Origin of the sequence: Azoarcus taiwanensis, assembly GCF_012910885.1 — a bacterium.
GTDB lineage: Bacteria > Pseudomonadota > Gammaproteobacteria > Burkholderiales > Rhodocyclaceae > Azoarcus_F > Azoarcus_F taiwanensis.
Map to the genome: position 1 here is coordinate 1 of NZ_WTVM01000096.1, position 15,546 is coordinate 15,546.

Genomic DNA, 15,546 nt, shown 5'->3' on the forward strand with positions numbered 1-15,546 from the left:
GTGCCGAGAAGTGGGGTGAGTCGGCCACAACGCTTGCGCCCCATATCAGCAGCAGTGCGACCAGCGCCCAGGCCGGCACCACGCCGGCAAGCAGCGGATAGAGCGCGCAGCATACGGCCGACAGCGCCAGACTGAGCGCCGCGACCCGGGCGCTGCCGATGTGCTGGCTGAGCCGGCCTCCGGCGATGCAGCCGATGGTGCCCGCAGCCACGCTGGCGAAGGCGAGTCCGGAGACGGCGCTCGAGCCGGTTGCGGCCAGGCCGCCGCTGACCACCAGCAGCGGGACCAGGGTCCACAGTGCGTAGAGTTCCCACATGTGCCCGAAGTAGCCCAGAGCCGATGCCCTGAAGGCCGGGATGCGAAAGGCGTCCAGCACGCGTCCGAGTCTGAGCGCGGGGGCGCCGTCACGGCGCTTCAGGTGAGGGCCGTCGCCGAGGCGGAAGACCATCACCGCGGCGACGAGCGCGAGGAGCGAAGATGCCAGCACCACCGCCTGCCAGGGTAGCCCGCCGCCGCCCAGGCGGATTCCGTGCGGCAGGGCGGTGCCAAGGGTCAGCATGCCCACCAACCAGGCCAGCGCGGCGCCGGCGCGTTCCGGCGCCCAACTGACGACCAGCTTCATGCCCAACGGGTAGACTCCGGCAAGGCTCAGCCCAACGATGAAACGGAGCGCCACCGCGGTGTCGAGCTCGGTGACCAGCAGTCCGAAGGCCGCATTGGCAAGGGCGCCGAGCACTGCGCTGATCGCGAAGATGCGACTCGCTGAAAAGCGGTCGGCGAGGCCGGTGAGGGCGAAGACCAGGGTGCCGACGATGAAGCCCAACTGCACCGCGTTGGTCAGCGTTCCCACGTCGGCAGGCGACACTCCCCATGCCCGCGTGAGCTCGTCGGCCACGGCATTGGCCGAAAACCAGAGCGAGGTGCCGAAGAGCTGCGCGACGACGATGAGGGCGATCGGGTTCTTGCTGAGCATGTCGGGGCGATTGCGTTGGCCGTGCAGCATACCGCGCCGGATGGCATGAGTGTTGGGGCGTGATTGACACGCCAACGGCCCGGCGCTACCGTCGCCCGGCGCCTGTGAGCGCTTATTGTCAGGGAGCTGGTGTGAATATCAACAGTCGGTACGCCGGTGGTGGCCTCGCCGCATCGTCCCGCGTTTGCCGCAGGGTCGGATCGAAGGCGCGATGATCGTCGGTGTGCTCGCGGCGCTCGGTGCTGGCTTGCTCTGGGGGCTGATCTTCGTCGTGCCCCTGATTCTGCCCGAGTATCCTGGCGTGGTGCTCGCCTTCGGGCGATACACCGCGTTTGGCCTGCTGGCGTTGGGCCTCGCATGGATGGATCGTCGCGCGCTCGCCAGGCTGGGGCGGGCGGACTGGGCCGAAGCCGCCAAGTTGTCGCTGATCGGCAATATTCTCTACTACGCTACGCTGGCCAGCGCCATCCAGCTTTCCGGCGCACCGGTGCCGACGCTGATCATCGGCACCTTGCCGGTGGTCATCGCGGTGACCGCGAATCTGCTAGATCGACGCACCGAGGCGGCGGTGGCCTGGTCCCGATTGGCGCTGCCACTGGCGGTGATTCTCGCCGGACTGGCAGCGGTGCAACTCGGACCCGTGAATCCGGATGAGCGCGGCGCCGCTACCGAATGGGGTTACATCGGTGGATTGATGCTTGCCGTGGCGTCGGTAGCCTGCTGGACCTGGTACCCGATCCGCAACAGCCGCTGGCTGCGTGCCCGTCCCCCCGGGATGTCGCGCGCCTGGGCGACTGCTCAGGGGCTGACCACCTTGCCGCTCGCGCTGGCGACCGGCCTGCTCTACGCCGGCTGGCAAACCTTGAGCGGTGACACTGGCGGTTACGCGTTTCCGTTTGGCCCTCGCCCGCTGCTCTTCGTCGGCATGATGCTTCTCACCGGTCTGGCAGCCTCATGGGTCGGCACGATGTTGTGGAACAAGGCGAGTCACCTGCTGCCGGCTGCGCTGGTCGGCCAACTCATCGTATTCGAGACCCTGGCGGCGCTGCTCTATGCTTTCGTGTGGTACCAACGTCTACCGAACCCATTCGAGATTCTCGGCATTGCGCTGCTCGTCGGCGGCGTGTTGTTCGGTGTGCGGGTGTTCAGACAGCCGGGTCGGCCAGCACCATGAGGTTGCGCGGGGTCAGCGCGCGTTCGCAGAAGGTCCCCATTCTGACCGAGTAGCCGGCCTGCTCCAGAGCCACGGCGATATCCAGTGCGAGCCAGACTTCGAGGGGCCGGCGAAAGGCGTGGCGCACCAACTCGAGACGTGCCATTTCATCGCGGCGTCGCAAGCCCTCGTTCTCCCACTGATGCCAGTTGACGCTGGGTGGCAGGCTCAGCCCTTCGCGGCAAGCGAGCCGGGTGCAGAAATCCTGAAAGTCGCCTCGCAGCCAGTCCGGGGGGACGGGTTTGAAACTGCGCTCGATTTCGCCTTCGAGTGCATTGCGCAGGGCGATGAAACCGAGCTTCCAGGCCTGGTCGCGCGCCAGTCGTCGCCGATCGCGGCCTGGCGCGGTGACCAGTTCGGTCACCGCCAAACGCAGTGCACGGTTGTCGAGCGAGAGTGACGCGAGCGGGTTGAGTGGTTGGTAGAAATCGCCGGCGCCGCGGTGGTAGCAGCAGGGTGCGATTCGGTAGGCGTGTGCGCCGCCCCGGGGGGCGTTTCGCACCAGTGAGCGATGCAGCTCGCCGCAGGCATGCAAGGCGAGAACCGTGTGATCGTGAACACGTGACTGCGCGGTCGCGCTCAATGCGTCCTCGCAGACGACGACTTGCCTGATGCCGGCCCGGGCGGCGAGCATCTCGGCTTGCTCGCACAGCACTGGATCGAGCTCCAGCGATGTGACCGGTACCTGGTCGTGCAGTGAGGCATGGCGCCCGAGGTGTCCCTTTCCGGAGCACCATTCGAGCAGGGGTTTGTCATGTTTCGGTGAATGGGCGACAAAGGCTTCGATCTGCTCGCGCTTGCGGCCTGGCACCGTCCAGTCGAGGCGGGCGTCGGCGGGCGGCAGCGTGCGTGTGGGCAGTGCCGGCAGCTCGCACAGCGCGTTCAACGCCGTCAGTTCCGGCAGATGCGAGGTGAGCCAGGCTGCCGCTCCCGACGGATCATAACGAAAGCCTTCCAGTTCGGAATCGCTGAGTGCGCGCACTGCGGCTGCCAGTCCGGGTCGCTGATCGCACCACTCTGGCTTTCGGACGTGAAACGGCGCAGGGCGCCACACGTCGCCAAGCGTTTCGAGCAGAGTCTGCAACTCGCAAAAGCGTGAGCGATGGTTCATTGGACGGTGATGTGCAGCAGTGCAAGAAAAAGCGCCGGCTCAGCCCAAAGGGCCTGGCCGGCGCATTGTCGCCTGGATGCGCTGCTGGATCAGCCTTGGGCGGCGCTCAGGAGGGTGTTGAAGGTCTGGCTCGGACGCATCACGTCACTGGTCTTATTGACGTCGGGCATGTAGTAGCCGCCGATTTCGACTGGCTTGCCCTGAACCTCGGAGAGCTCCTGCAGGATCTTCTGCTCGTTCTCGGCCAGTGCTTTTGCCAGGGGGGCGAAGTGGGCAGCCAGCGCGGCATCCTCGGTCTGCTCAGCGAGCGCCTGAGCCCAGTACATGGCGAGGTAGAACTGGCTGCCGCGGTTGTCGAGCTGACCGGTGCGCCGGGAGGGCGACTTGTCGTTGTCGAGCAGTTTGCCCGTGGCTTCGTCCAGTGTCTTGGCAAGCAGCTTGGCCTTGTTGTTGCCCGTCTTGATGCCGAGATCCTCGAACGACACCGCCAGCGCGAGAAACTCGCCCAGCGAATCCCAACGCAGGTGGTTTTCTTCCACCAGTTGCTGTACGTGCTTGGGTGCGGAGCCGCCGGCACCGGTCTCGTACAGGCCGCCACCCTTCATCAGCGGCACGATGGAGAGCATCTTGGCGCTGGTGCCCAACTCCATGATCGGGAAGAGATCGGTGAGGTAGTCGCGCAGGATGTTGCCGGTCACCGAGATGGTGTCGAGACCGCGTGCCACGCGCTCGAGCGTGTAACGCATCGCGCGCACCTGGCTCATGATGTAAATCTCGAGACCGCTGGTGTCGTGATCCTTGAGATAGGTATTGACCTTCTTGATCAGCTCGTTCTCGTGCGGGCGATAGGGGTCGAGCCAGAAGACTGCCGGCATGCCGGAGTTACGCGCGCGCGTGACTGCGAGCTTGACCCAGTCGCGGATCGGCGCGTCCTTGACCTGGCACATGCGCCAGATGTCGCCTTCTTCGACGTTCTGCGACAGCAGCACTTCACCGGTTTCGAGGTCGGTGATGTTGGCCACGCCCGCCTCCGGGATCTCGAAGGTCTTGTCGTGGGAGCCGTATTCCTCGGCCTTCTGCGCCATCAGGCCGACGTTCGGCACGGTGCCCATGGTGCGCGGGTCGAAGTTGCCGTGCCATTTGCAGAAGTTGATCATCTCCTGGTAGATGCGGGCGAAGGTGGATTCCGGCATCACTGCCTTGCAGTCGTACTGTTTGCCGTCGGCGCCCCACATCTTGCCGCCGCCGCGGATCATCGCAGGCATGGAGGCATCGACGATGATGTCGTTGGGTGAGTGGAAGTTGGTGATGCCTTTGGCCGAATCGACCATCGCGAGTTCCGGACGGTGCTCCTGGCAGGCGTGCAGGTCGCGGATGATCTCGTCGCGCTTGGATTCCGGCAGGGTCTTGATCTTGTCGTAGAGGTCGACCATCCCGTTGTTGACGTTGATGCCGAGTTCGTCGAACAGCTCGCCGTGCTTCTCGAAGGCTTCCCTGTAGTAGATCTTGACGCAGTGACCGAACACGATCGGGTGCGATACCTTCATCATGGTTGCCTTGACGTGCAGCGAGAACAGGATGCCGGCCTCGCGGCAGTCCTCGAGCTCGCGCTCGTAGAATTCGCACAGCGCCTTCTTGCTCATGAACATCGAGTCGATGATCTCGCCTTCCTGCAACGCAGTCTCGGGCTTGAGCACGATGGACTTGCCGCTCTTGGTCAGCAACTCCATCTTGACCGTGCGTGCGCGGTCGAGCGTCATCGACTTCTCGCCGTGGTAGAAGTCACCGTGGTGCATGTGGGAGACGTGCGTCTGCGACCACTGCTTCCATTCGCCCATGGAGTGAGGATGCTTCTTGGCGTATTCCTTGACCGCCTTCGGCGCACGGCGGTCGGAGTTGCCTTCGCGCAGCACCGGGTTGACCGCGGAGCCGAGACACTTGCCGTAGCGGACCTTGAGAGCCTTCTCTTCTTCGGTGGTGGGGTTGTCCGGGTAGTCCGGGATTGCGTAGCCCTTTTCCTGGAGCTCTTTCACGCAGGCCTTGAGCTGGGCTACCGATGCGCTGATATTCGGCAGCTTGATGATGTTGGTATCGGGTTCCTGGGTCAGCCGACCCAGTTCGCCCAGATTGTCGGGCACCTTTTGATCGTCGGTGAGGTAATCGGAGAACTCGGCCAGCACGCGGGCTGCGACGGAGATGTCTGACTCCGCGACCTCGATGCCGGCGGGGCCAGCGAAGGTGCGGATAATGGGCAGGAACGCGAACGTCGCCAGCAGCGGCGCTTCGTCCGTGAGCGTGTAAATGATCTTCGATTTCCCTTCAGCCATTTTTTTGCTTCCCTCTGATTTGTATTGTTTCAATACACCGATCGCGCCCTTTGCTTCGCATTGCGCGAACAGATCGGCACCCTCGCGCAGCCGCCGGCAGAAGCATGTATCGATCGCCTGAAAATCGCGTCCGCGGGCTCGACCTGACGACCTTGTTGGGCCGTCTCGGTGCGCACCGTCTTGTCAGGCAGAGCCTTGCCCGCGAGTTCGTCGAGGCGTTACAGCCGGGCCGTCAGTATACGCCTCAAGCGCGTCGCTTGTCTGGCTCTTTCCGAAACGGCCGTGTCGCGCGAGGTCGGTCTGGATGGCTGCAAGGCCGTGCTCAGCCACGACGGCAGCGGCGTGGCTGAGGTTAGAATGCGCGCATGCCGAGGACTCGCGACCAATGAAAGATTCCATTCGATTCGGACTCGACCGGCTGCTCGCCGATACAGGGCTTCGACGCCCCCTTGCGGGGAGACGGGTGGCCCTGCTCGCGCACCCGGCGTCTGTGGTTCGCTCACTTGAGCATTCGCTCGATGCGCTGTCCGCGCTGCCGGACCTGCGGCTGACCGCGGCCTTCGGGCCGCAACACGGCCTGCGCGGCGACAAACAGGACAACATGGTCGAGTCCGGCGACTACGTCGATCCGCGCTACGGCATTCCGGTGTTCAGCCTCTATGGTGAGGTGCGCCGGCCGACCGATGCGATGATGGACACCTTCGATGTGTTGCTGGTCGATTTGCAGGATCTCGGCTGCCGCATCTACACCTTCATCACCACGCTGCGCTACGTACTCGAAGCGGCTGCTGCGCACGGCAAGACGGTATGGGTGCTCGACCGGCCGAACCCGGTCGGTCGTCCGGTGGAGGGGTTGATGCTGCGCGAGGGCTGGCAAAGCTTCGTCGGCGCAGGTCCGATGCCGATGCGCCACGGCCTGACGATGGGCGAGATGGCGCGCTGGTTCGTCGCGGAGCTGAAGCTCGATGTCGAATGCGAAGTCGTCACGATGCAGGGTTGGCAGCCGGATGCTGCCCCCGGGCATGGCTGGCCTCAGGATGAGCGAAGCTGGATCAATCCGAGCCCTAACGCCCCCAACCTGTCGATGGCCCGCTGTTATGCGGGAACGGTGATGCTGGAGGGCACGACCCTGTCCGAAGGGCGGGGCACGACACGCCCGTTGGAACTTTTTGGTGCGCCGGACATGAATGCCAGGGCGGTGATCGCCCGCATGCGCGAACTGGCGCCGGAGTGGCTGCGCGGTTGTGTGTTGCGCGAATGCTGGTTCGAGCCGACTTTCCACAAGCACGCAGGCAAACTCTGTGCCGGTGTGCAGATCCATGTCGAGGACCCGACACATTACGACCACGCCAGGTTCAAGCCCTGGCGAGTCCAGGCACTGGCCTTCAAGGCTTTGCGTGCGCTCGAGCCCGGTTATCCGCTGTGGCGCGACTTTCACTACGAATATGAGTTCGACCGGCTCGCGATTGACCTGATCAACGGGAGTCCCTTGTTGCGCGAATGGGTGGATGACGCGGCAGCCGAGCCGGGAGATCTCGAAGCGATCGCCGCTGCAGATGAAGCGGCATGGGCCGAGGCCCGCCAACCCTGCCTGCTCTATCCTTAAGTTTGAACGCCGCCTCCGGGCGGCGTGTTCGGCTTGCAGTCCAGTGGCGAAGAATGCACAGCAGAGGACTCGAACGATGACGAAGACAGCACCGGGTTCACGCCGGGCCTCGGTCAGGCGCATCGGTTTTCGCACCCAGATGATTCTGTTCGTCGGCACCCTCGTGGTGCTGATGCTGGCAATTCAAGGGGCGTACCTGAACCAGCGCTACGCCCAGGTGATCGAGCATCAGATTGGACAGCGGGCCTTGGCGGTGGCCAAGACGGTGGCCGAAATCCCCGAGCTGGTCGCCGCCTTTGACATTGCCGAGCCGGCCACGGTGATCCAGCCGATCGCCGAGGCCGTGCGGGTGCAGACCGGTGCGACCTTCGTCGTGGTCGGCAACCGCGAGAGCATCCGGTATTCGCATCCGCTGCCGGACCGACTCGGGCAACGCATGGTGGGTGAGGACAATGAGCCTGCGCTGGAGCGTGGCGAAGCCTACGTGTCTCGCGCCACCGGTTCGCTCGGGCCGTCGATTCGGGGCAAGGTGCCGGTTTTCGACGGCGAGGGTGGAATAGTCGGTGTGGTGTCGGTGGGCTTTCTGGCCGACGAGATCGAGCAGCGCGTGGCCGAGGCCTTGGTGCCGAACCGCGTGCTGATGGTGCTTGTGGCCCTGCTCGGGCTCGGTGGCGCAGTGTGGATAGCGTCTCGTTTCAAGCGCGTCATCCTCGGCCTGGAACCGCACGAGATCGCGCGGCGGCTGGAGGAGAAAGACGCCATTCTCGAGTCGATCCATGAGGGTATCGTCGCGGTAAACGCCGAGGGCGACATCACGCTGCTGAATCATGCGGCGAGGCGATTCCTGCCCGATGATGCGCTTGCCCTCGATCCGGTTGGGCGCCCAGTGCGCGATGTGTTGCCCAAGTCCCGTCTCACCGAGGTGCTGGAGAACGGTGAGGCGCAGTTCGACAGCGAGACCTGGATCGGCGATCAACTGGTGGTGGTCAACCGGGTGCCGATCAACGTCGATGGGCAGATCGAAGGGGCGGTGGCGACCTTCCGCAGCCGCATGGAGATTCTGGAGCTGTCGCGCAGCTTGATCGAGGTGAGGCGTTTCGCGGACGAGCTGCGTGCCCAGGCACACGAGTTCTCCAACAAGCTGCACACCATCGCGGGCTTGCTGCAACTCGACAGACCTCGCGAGGCGCTCGAGCTGATCGGCCAGGAAACCCAGGTTCAGCAGCGGCAGATCGCGGTCCTGAAGGCCAGAGTCGCGGATCCGGTCCTGTGTGGCATGCTCGCGGGCAAAATCATCCGTGCTGGCGCGCGCGGCATCGATGTCGACGTGGAGCGCGACAGTTCCATGAAGGTGCGCCTGTCCGGGCAAGGCCGAGAGGCAATGTTGACCATTGTCGGCAACCTGATCGAGAACGCCTGCGAAGCGCAGCGGGCCGACGGCGTAGCGCCGCGCGTGAGGGTGTTTTTCACCGACATGGGCGACGATCTGGTGTTCGAGATCGATGACAACGGGCAGGGCGTGCCGGAGTCATTGGCGGAAGCGGCATTCGAATCCGGGGTGTCGACCAAGGGCCCGTATCGGGGGATTGGGCTCGCGCTGGTGCGGGAGCTGTGCCAGCGTCACGGCGGAGAAGTCGCGCTGGAGCAAAGTGAGCTCGGTGGGGCCTGCTTCATCGCCATCGTGGGCAAGCGTCATGTCTGTGCGGAGGAGCGCCATGACTGAGGGTTACAGAGTACTGATCGTGGAGGACGATTTCCGCATCGCGAGCATCAATCGCTCCTTCGTAGAGCAGGCGACCGACTTCAGGGTGGTCGGAATGACACGCTCGCGTGCCGAAACGCTCGACTGGCTGCGTGACAACCCCGGCGCTGCGGACTTGATCCTGCTCGATGTGTTTCTGCCCGATGTTGAAGGGCTGGGGCTGCTTTGGGATATCCGGCGGGATTACCGGGACATCGACATCGTCATGGTCACTGCGGCCCGTGAGGTCGAGACTGTTGAAGAGGCCTTGCGTGGGGGCGTGTTCGACTTTTTGATCAAGCCGGTCGAGAAACAGCGTGTGCAGAAGATGCTGGACCGCTTCCGGGCGAGACGTCAGCTTGTGGAGGTGGCAGTCGAGCTGTCGCAGGATCAGTTGGACGAGGCGATGTCGTCACTGTACGGTGGTGCCCGGCAGACGCGCCGCCGCGCATTGCCCAAGGGTATCGACGCCCTGACCCTGGAAACGGTCCTGGAGGTGCTCCGCGCTCAGAGGGATCCGCTGACCGCCAGCGATCTGGCGGAACGGATAGGTAGCAGCCGCTCCACTGCCCGACGTTACCTCGAACATCTCGTGGGCGAACAACTGGTCAGCGCGGAACAGCACTACGGCGAGATCGGCAGGCCTCAACGCCACTACCGACTTCGGTAGCCCCCGCCGCGCCTCGCGGGCCTGCTGCGCTGGTTGGTCAGCGCAGCAACTGCCCGTTCCGATCGATTACCGTGATGTCGACGAAGTCGACCCCGGTATGACTATCCGGCGTGATGTTGAGCGTCAAGCCGCCCAGGTCGTGGTTTCGAATGCGTTGCAGTGACCTGCGGAATTCACCCGGTCCGACATCTGGGCCGGCCCGGCGCAAACCCTCCACCAGGATCCGGGCCCCGACATAACCCTGCAGGAGGGTGAAGTTCGCTTCGATCCCTTCGGGCAGGCCATGAGCATCGATCGCGCGGTGGAACTCGCGAACGATCGGAAAGGCTCGGCTGTTGGGGTGCGGAACGATTTGCGCGATGCCAATGCCGCGAGCCAGATCGTTGCCGATTCGTGCCGCCAGCTGGGGGCCGTCTGTTGTCGAGAGAATCATCAACATGCCGTCGCCGCCGAGTTGGCGGAAGGCGCTCACGAAGGCGGCACTTGCAGCAGTATTCGACACCATGATGACGCCCTGCGGGTTGGCCTTTGCCAAACGGCGGGCGGCTTCTTCGACGTCGGTGGTGTTTCGCGGATAGGCGCCGCGGGCAGTGAGTTCGAGACCCAGTGCAGTCATCGCCGCCTCTGCAGCGTCCAGGCCGTCCTTGCCGAATGCATCGTCCTGATAAAAGACGCCGATGCGATTCATGCCCATCGTTGTCATTTGTTCGATCATTCTTTCGACCTCGGCGGCGTAGCTTGCGCGGCCGAGAAAGAGGTTCGGGTGCGGCGGCTTGACCAGTGATCCGGCGCCAGTGCGCAGCCCGACGGCGGCAATATCAGCTTCCTGCAGCACCCCCTCTCGCACCAGTGCGGCGATGTTGCCGGTGCCTACGATGCCGAACAAGGCGACAGGCTGCTCCTCGGCAATCAATTCTCGGGCCAGCCTGACAGTGTCGTCGACGACGTAGCCGTCATCACGGATCACGAGTTTCAGGTTCCTGCCCTGAATGCCGCCGGCGGCATTGACCTCGTCAAAGTGAAGTTGTGCGCCCGCGCGCATGTGTTCGCCGGTTGGAGCCAGTGGTCCGGTGAAGGGGGCCACCTGACCGATGACGATCTCGGCGTCAGCCTTGACGGTGAAAGCGGGAATCAGCAGCGTCGTGATCAGCGCCGCCCTGAGGAGCCGGTGTTTCATGTCGAAAAGCCTCGTATCTGGAAGTCTGATGGTCTCGAGTCTTGGGCAGGTGCGGTCCCGGGCCTGAATCCGGAGCGCCCTGGCTGTCAATTGCAGCGACAGCGGCGTAGTTTAACCAAAGTCGCACTGCTGTGACGTTGGCATGCCGCACGCCTGACGGCAAGCGTTGTCGTGCACAAAACGCACGAAATGCGTTTTGTGTCGTTTATTCAGTCAATTTTCCAAACTTCAAAGACCGGCAGGTGCCGCCATATCATGGACTCGGGTACACGGCTGCCGGGTTCGTTTCGCGAGCTCTGGTCCGGGCCACGGCTGCAGGATTGCAGCCATAAAACCAAGAAGCGCCCACTAGGCGGCGCAAACCTTGAACGAGGAGACGACATGTTCACCAAACAGGTATTCGCCTGCGCAGCGGCTGCGCTGCTGTCGACCGGCGCCATTGGCACTGCCGTGGCGAGCGACTGGAAGCCCACCCAGCCGATCGAGTACATCGCCCCGGCCAACCCGGGTGGCGGCTGGGACACCCTGATCCGCACGACGGCACGTGTGCTGCAGGAAGAGGGGATCGCGCAACAGAACTTCGCGCCGATCAACATCCCCGGTGGCGGTGGCGCGGTGGCCTGGGCGCAGATCGCGGCCAAGAAGGGCAACCCGCACACGATGTTCGCGGCGAGCCCGCCGATCATCCTGGTGCCGCTCTCCGGCGCCTCGCGCTTCAACCACAAGGACTTCACTCCGGTTGCGCGCCTGATCACCGATTACTCCATTCTGCTGGTGCGTGCCGACTCGCCGCATCAGTCTGCCGCCGAGCTGTTCGAGGCGATCAAGGCCAACCCTGCACTGAGCGTGGGCGGTGGTTCGGCGCCTGGCTCCATGGACCACATCTCGGTGGCCGGCGCGGCAGCGGCGGCTGGCGTCGAGCCCGCACGCCTCAACTACATCGCCTTCTCGGGTGGTGGCGAGGCGATGACCAACCTGCTCGGCGGCCACGTTGCAGCAGTGATTACCGGTGCCGGCGAAGCCAGCGCCCAGTTGCAGGGTGGTCAGTTGCGTGCGCTTGCGGTGTCCGCACCGGAACGAATGGCCGCCTTGCCCGAGGTGCCGACCTATGTCGAGCAGGGTATCGATTTCACCTTCGATATCTGGCGCGGCATCATGGGGCCGCCCGACATGCCCGAAGCCGCCGTGCGCTACTACGAGGACATGTACCAGCGCATGATGCAGACCGAGGGCTGGGCGAAGGCGCGTGATCAGCTTGGCTGGATCGACGCCTACCAGAGCAGCGCCGAGTTTGGCGAGTTCCTCGACGGCCAGCTCGAGCAGTTCAGCGGTGTGCTGGGCGACCTCGGCCTGATTCGCCGCTAAAACGCTTCCTCCCGCACCCCGGGTCGCAAGAAACATCCGCGATTCGGGGTGTTCCCATTTCGTCGCGCTCCCGGTTCGCTGCCGGCGGGCGTGATCCGACCGGGGTGCCTACCATGAAAGCACTGAATGCAAACCGCGTGCTCGGCGTGCTGATCGCGGCGCTGTCGCTCGTCTATCTTTACGCGGCCTACCAGATCCCCACCTTTCCGATTCCGCGCCCGATCGATTCGGATGCGTTTCCCAAGGTTCTCGGTTTGGTGATGTTGGGCCTGTCGGTGTGGCTGTTCTTCGAGCGTCCTGAAGCGCGCGGCGACGAAGCGGCACTGTCCTTGGGCGAGCAGGCACGCCGATGGCTGCCGGTGGTGGTCACTGCAAGCGCGATCGCGATCTACGCCGCCTCGCTGCAGACACTCGGCTTCGTGCTCGCATCCTTTCTGCTGGTGGCGGGGCTGACCTGGTTCTACGGCTATCGCCGTCATCTGGTCAATGCCGCAGTCGCACTCGCTGTGCCCCTTTTCCTGTATCTGATGATGACCCGTCTGATGACGATTCATCTGCCGCGCGGCCTGTTGCCGTTCTGACCGGAAGCCGATCACATGGAAGCGTTCGAATCTCTGTTGTACGGCTTCAGCGTCGCGCTGCAGCCGGCCAACATCATGTACGTGTTTCTCGGCGTGTTCGCCGGCACAATCATCGGCATGCTGCCGGGGCTGGGGCCGATCTCGGCGCTGGCGCTGATGATCCCGATCACCTTCTCGATGAACCCGGCCTCCGGCCTGATCCTCATGTCCGGCGTGTATTACGGCGCGATCTTCGGCGGATCGACCTCGTCCATCCTGCTCAACGCGCCGGGCGTGGCCGGCACCGTTGCCACCTCCTTCGACGGCTTTCCGCTGGCCAAGCAGGGCAAGGCCGGCAAGGCGCTGGCGCTGGCGGCGTGGGCCTCGTTCATCGGCGGCACGATCAGCGTCATCGGCCTGATGCTGGTCGCGCCGGCGCTGGCGAGCGTGGCGGTCAGCTTCGGCCCGGCCGAGTACTTCTCGCTGATGCTGCTCGGGCTGACCGCGGTGGTCAGCCTGTCCGAGCGCTCGCTGGTCAAAGGGCTGATCTCGGCGGTGTTCGGCATCATGGTGGCCATCGTCGGCATCGACCGCCAGACCGGCACCCAGCGCTACACCTTCGACTCGCTGCACTTTCTGCAGGGCATCGACTTTCTCGTCGTCGCGCTCGGGGTGTTCGCGCTGGCCGAAGTGTTCGTGATGCTGCTTCAGGGTCGTGACGCTAAGGGGCATGCCAAGCAGGTGCTCGGTTCGCTCAAGCTCTCACGGCAGGAGGTCAAGGAGATCGCCGGCCCGGTGGGGCGCAGCTCGATACAGGGCTTCTTCGTCGGGGTGCTGCCCGGCGCGGGCGCGACGATCGCGTCCTTTCTCGCCTATATCACCGAGAAGCGCATCGCCAAGGATGGCAACACCTTCGGCAAGGGCAACATCAAGGGCGTGGCCGCGCCGGAAGCGGCCAACAACGCGGCCTGCGGCGGCTCCTTCGTGCCGTTGCTGACGCTAGGGGTGCCGGGTTCCGGTTCGACCGCAGTGCTGCTCGGGGCGCTGTTGGTGATGGGGGTCACGCCTGGCCCGATGATGCTGGAGCAGCGCCCGGATGTGTTCTGGGGCGTGATCGCGAGCATGTATCTGGGCAACATTTTCCTGCTCGTGCTCAACCTGCCGCTGATCCCCTACATCGCGCGCATCCTCGAGGTGCCGCGGCCGATGTTGCTGGCGCTGATCATCGTGTTCTGCATGATCGGGGTCTACGGCCTGAAGTTCACCGCCTTCGACCTGTACCTGCTGCTGGCCTTCGGGTTGATCGGCCTCTTGATGCGGCTCAACGGTTTTCCGCTGGCACCGATGATCCTCGCGCTCATCCTCGGCGACCTGATGGAGGAGAACATGCGCCGCGCGCTGCAGATCTCGGGCGGGGACTGGATGACCTTCATCGAGAAGCCGATCTCGGCCACCCTCATTGCGATTGCGTTGGTGTCGCTGATCGTGCCGCCGTTGTTGCGTGGAATCCGGGCGGCGCGCACACGGCTGCGTGAAGCCGGGTAGGCGCTTGCTCGACCACGTGCGAAACGGCCGGTTCTTCCGGCCGTTGTCGCTCAGGTCCGCTTCAGGATCAGGCCTCGGTGCTTCGACGACGAATCCCGATGACCCGGCCGAGTCCGTCCGGCCTGGGAATCTTCGCGTGGGCGGTCAGCATACGATCCACACTGTCCTGAATCACAGCCGGAAACGGTGCTGAACGGCGGGTCGCCATGTCGATGTGCATGGTGATGACCTCGTTGGTGGCCGCCAGCCAACCTTCCTCGGCGTGGAACATGCGGTGAAAGAGGTGCAGGCGCTTGGTGTCGGCATCCACCAGTTGGGTGCGGACCTCGTAGGGTGCGTCTAGGTGCAGTTCGCGGTCGTAGGTCACATGCATCTCGAGCGCGAAGGTGGAGCCGCCGGCGCGCAGATAGTCGGCGTCCAGTCCCATGTCGGCGAGAAACCGGTCGGTGCCCTGGTCGAAGGCGAGCACGTAATAGGCGACGTTCATGTGGCCGTTATAGTCGATCCACTCTGGGCGGATGCGGCCTTTCGCAGTCAGGGCGAGGGTGTCAATGGTCATCTTGGCTATGCTGCGCGGGTGATTGTCCGTGCGATACTTGGGGCGTGAATTGCGGCTCAGCCAATGCTGACGTCTGCAGGCCTGGTCGACAAGGGGGTACCGAATGCGATTCGCACTTTATATCGGCAACAAGAACTATTCGTCCTGGTCCATGCGCCCGTGGGTGTTGATGCGCCAGGCCGGCATCGAGTTCGATGAGCATCTCATGCGCTTCGACTCCTTCAGCGACGATTCACAGTTCAAGCGGTCTGTCGCTGCGCTCAGTCCGACGGGTAAAGTGCCCTGCCTGATCGACAGGGAGGTCGGAGGCGGACTGGCAGTGTGGGACACGCTGGCGATCTGCGAGTATCTCGCCGAGTGTTTTCCCGAACTGCATCTCTGGCCTCGCGACACCACCGAGCGTGCTCGCGCACGCAGCGTGTGCGCCGAGATGCATTCCGGGTTTGTCGCGTTGCGCACGCACCTGCCGATGAACATCGAGGCGTCGCTGCCGGAAATCGGTGCCATCGTGCTGCGGGATCGCGCCGATGTGCGAGCCGACGTCGCTCGAATCGCGTCGATGTGGTCCGAACTGTCAAGGGCAAGCGAATTTTCCCCAGTGTGGTAATTCAAATTTCCCCACCCGGTTGGGTTTGCTCGTCAAATGAGCGGACGAGTCCGGATTTGAGCTTCTCCTTGAGGCGATAGGAGTTGCCGCGG

At 64.0% G+C, this 15,546-nt stretch carries 13 protein-coding genes; 8 read left to right on the forward strand and 5 right to left on the reverse strand.

The window, feature by feature from the left end:
• Positions 1 to 973 (reverse strand): MFS transporter (locus GPA21_RS14295; RefSeq protein WP_168988809.1); only part of this gene is annotated, 973 nt, incomplete at its 3' end.
• 211 nt (positions 974 to 1,184) lie between these two features.
• On the opposite strand from GPA21_RS14295, the gene GPA21_RS14300 reads away from it, so the two are divergent.
• Entirely contained in the window at positions 1,185 to 2,147 is a 963-nt protein-coding gene (locus GPA21_RS14300) for a DMT family transporter (protein WP_168988810.1), read from the forward strand.
• Here GPA21_RS14300 and GPA21_RS14305 read toward each other — a convergent pair.
• On the reverse strand, positions 2,119 to 3,297 hold the full coding sequence (locus tag GPA21_RS14305) for a methyltransferase (protein ID WP_168988811.1): 1,179 nt from the start codon (positions 3,295 to 3,297) through the stop codon (positions 2,119 to 2,121). The two genes, GPA21_RS14300 and GPA21_RS14305, sit on opposite strands and share 29 nt — an antisense overlap.
• A gap of 89 nt (positions 3,298 to 3,386) precedes the next feature.
• On the reverse strand, positions 3,387 to 5,624 hold the full coding sequence (locus GPA21_RS14310; protein WP_168988812.1) for an NADP-dependent isocitrate dehydrogenase: 2,238 nt from the start codon (positions 5,622 to 5,624) through the stop codon (positions 3,387 to 3,389).
• 385 nt (positions 5,625 to 6,009) lie between these two features.
• Between GPA21_RS14310 and GPA21_RS14315 the strand changes: the two genes are divergently transcribed.
• From GPA21_RS14315 to GPA21_RS14325, 3 genes are all read left to right on the forward strand, one after another.
• Positions 6,010 to 7,230 (forward strand): exo-beta-N-acetylmuramidase NamZ family protein, encoded by a 1,221-nt coding sequence (locus tag GPA21_RS14315; protein ID WP_168988813.1) that lies wholly within the window; start codon positions 6,010 to 6,012, stop codon positions 7,228 to 7,230.
• 76 nt (positions 7,231 to 7,306) lie between these two features.
• Complete coding sequence (locus tag GPA21_RS14320) at positions 7,307 to 8,953, forward strand: ATP-binding protein (protein WP_168988814.1); 1,647 nt, start codon at positions 7,307 to 7,309, stop codon at positions 8,951 to 8,953.
• Positions 8,946 to 9,641, forward strand: a complete 696-nt coding sequence (locus tag GPA21_RS14325) for a response regulator (RefSeq protein WP_168988815.1) — start codon at positions 8,946 to 8,948, stop codon at positions 9,639 to 9,641. Before GPA21_RS14320 ends, GPA21_RS14325 begins: the two co-directional genes overlap by 8 nt.
• 37 nt (positions 9,642 to 9,678) lie before the next feature.
• On the opposite strand, the gene GPA21_RS14330 is transcribed toward GPA21_RS14325, so the two are convergent.
• Positions 9,679 to 10,818, reverse strand: coding sequence for an ABC transporter substrate-binding protein (locus GPA21_RS14330; RefSeq protein ID WP_168988816.1), 1,140 nt, complete (start codon positions 10,816 to 10,818; stop codon positions 9,679 to 9,681).
• A gap of 381 nt (positions 10,819 to 11,199) precedes the next feature.
• On the opposite strand from GPA21_RS14330, the gene GPA21_RS14335 reads away from it, so the two are divergent.
• The 3 genes from GPA21_RS14335 to GPA21_RS14345 all read left to right on the forward strand — a co-directional run bounded on the left by GPA21_RS14335 (position 11,200) and on the right by GPA21_RS14345 (position 14,288).
• Positions 11,200 to 12,183, forward strand: coding sequence for a tripartite tricarboxylate transporter substrate binding protein (locus GPA21_RS14335; protein WP_168988817.1), 984 nt, complete (start codon positions 11,200 to 11,202; stop codon positions 12,181 to 12,183).
• Between the two features lie 113 nt (positions 12,184 to 12,296).
• Complete coding sequence (locus GPA21_RS14340) at positions 12,297 to 12,764, forward strand: tripartite tricarboxylate transporter TctB family protein (RefSeq protein WP_168988818.1); 468 nt, start codon at positions 12,297 to 12,299, stop codon at positions 12,762 to 12,764.
• A 15-nt stretch (positions 12,765 to 12,779) separates the two neighbouring features.
• On the forward strand, positions 12,780 to 14,288 hold the full coding sequence (locus GPA21_RS14345) for a tripartite tricarboxylate transporter permease (RefSeq protein ID WP_168988819.1): 1,509 nt from the start codon (positions 12,780 to 12,782) through the stop codon (positions 14,286 to 14,288).
• A 67-nt stretch (positions 14,289 to 14,355) separates the two neighbouring features.
• On the opposite strand, the gene GPA21_RS14350 is transcribed toward GPA21_RS14345, so the two are convergent.
• Positions 14,356 to 14,847: a thioesterase family protein gene (locus GPA21_RS14350; RefSeq protein ID WP_168988820.1), complete on the reverse strand. Its 492-nt coding sequence runs from the start codon at positions 14,845 to 14,847 to the stop codon at positions 14,356 to 14,358.
• A gap of 103 nt (positions 14,848 to 14,950) precedes the next feature.
• On the opposite strand from GPA21_RS14350, the gene GPA21_RS14355 reads away from it, so the two are divergent.
• Positions 14,951 to 15,454 carry a glutathione S-transferase gene (locus tag GPA21_RS14355; RefSeq protein ID WP_168988821.1) on the forward strand — a complete coding sequence of 168 codons (504 nt, stop codon included), beginning with the start codon at positions 14,951 to 14,953 and terminating at the stop codon, positions 15,452 to 15,454.
• Positions 15,455 to 15,546 lie beyond the last annotated feature (92 nt).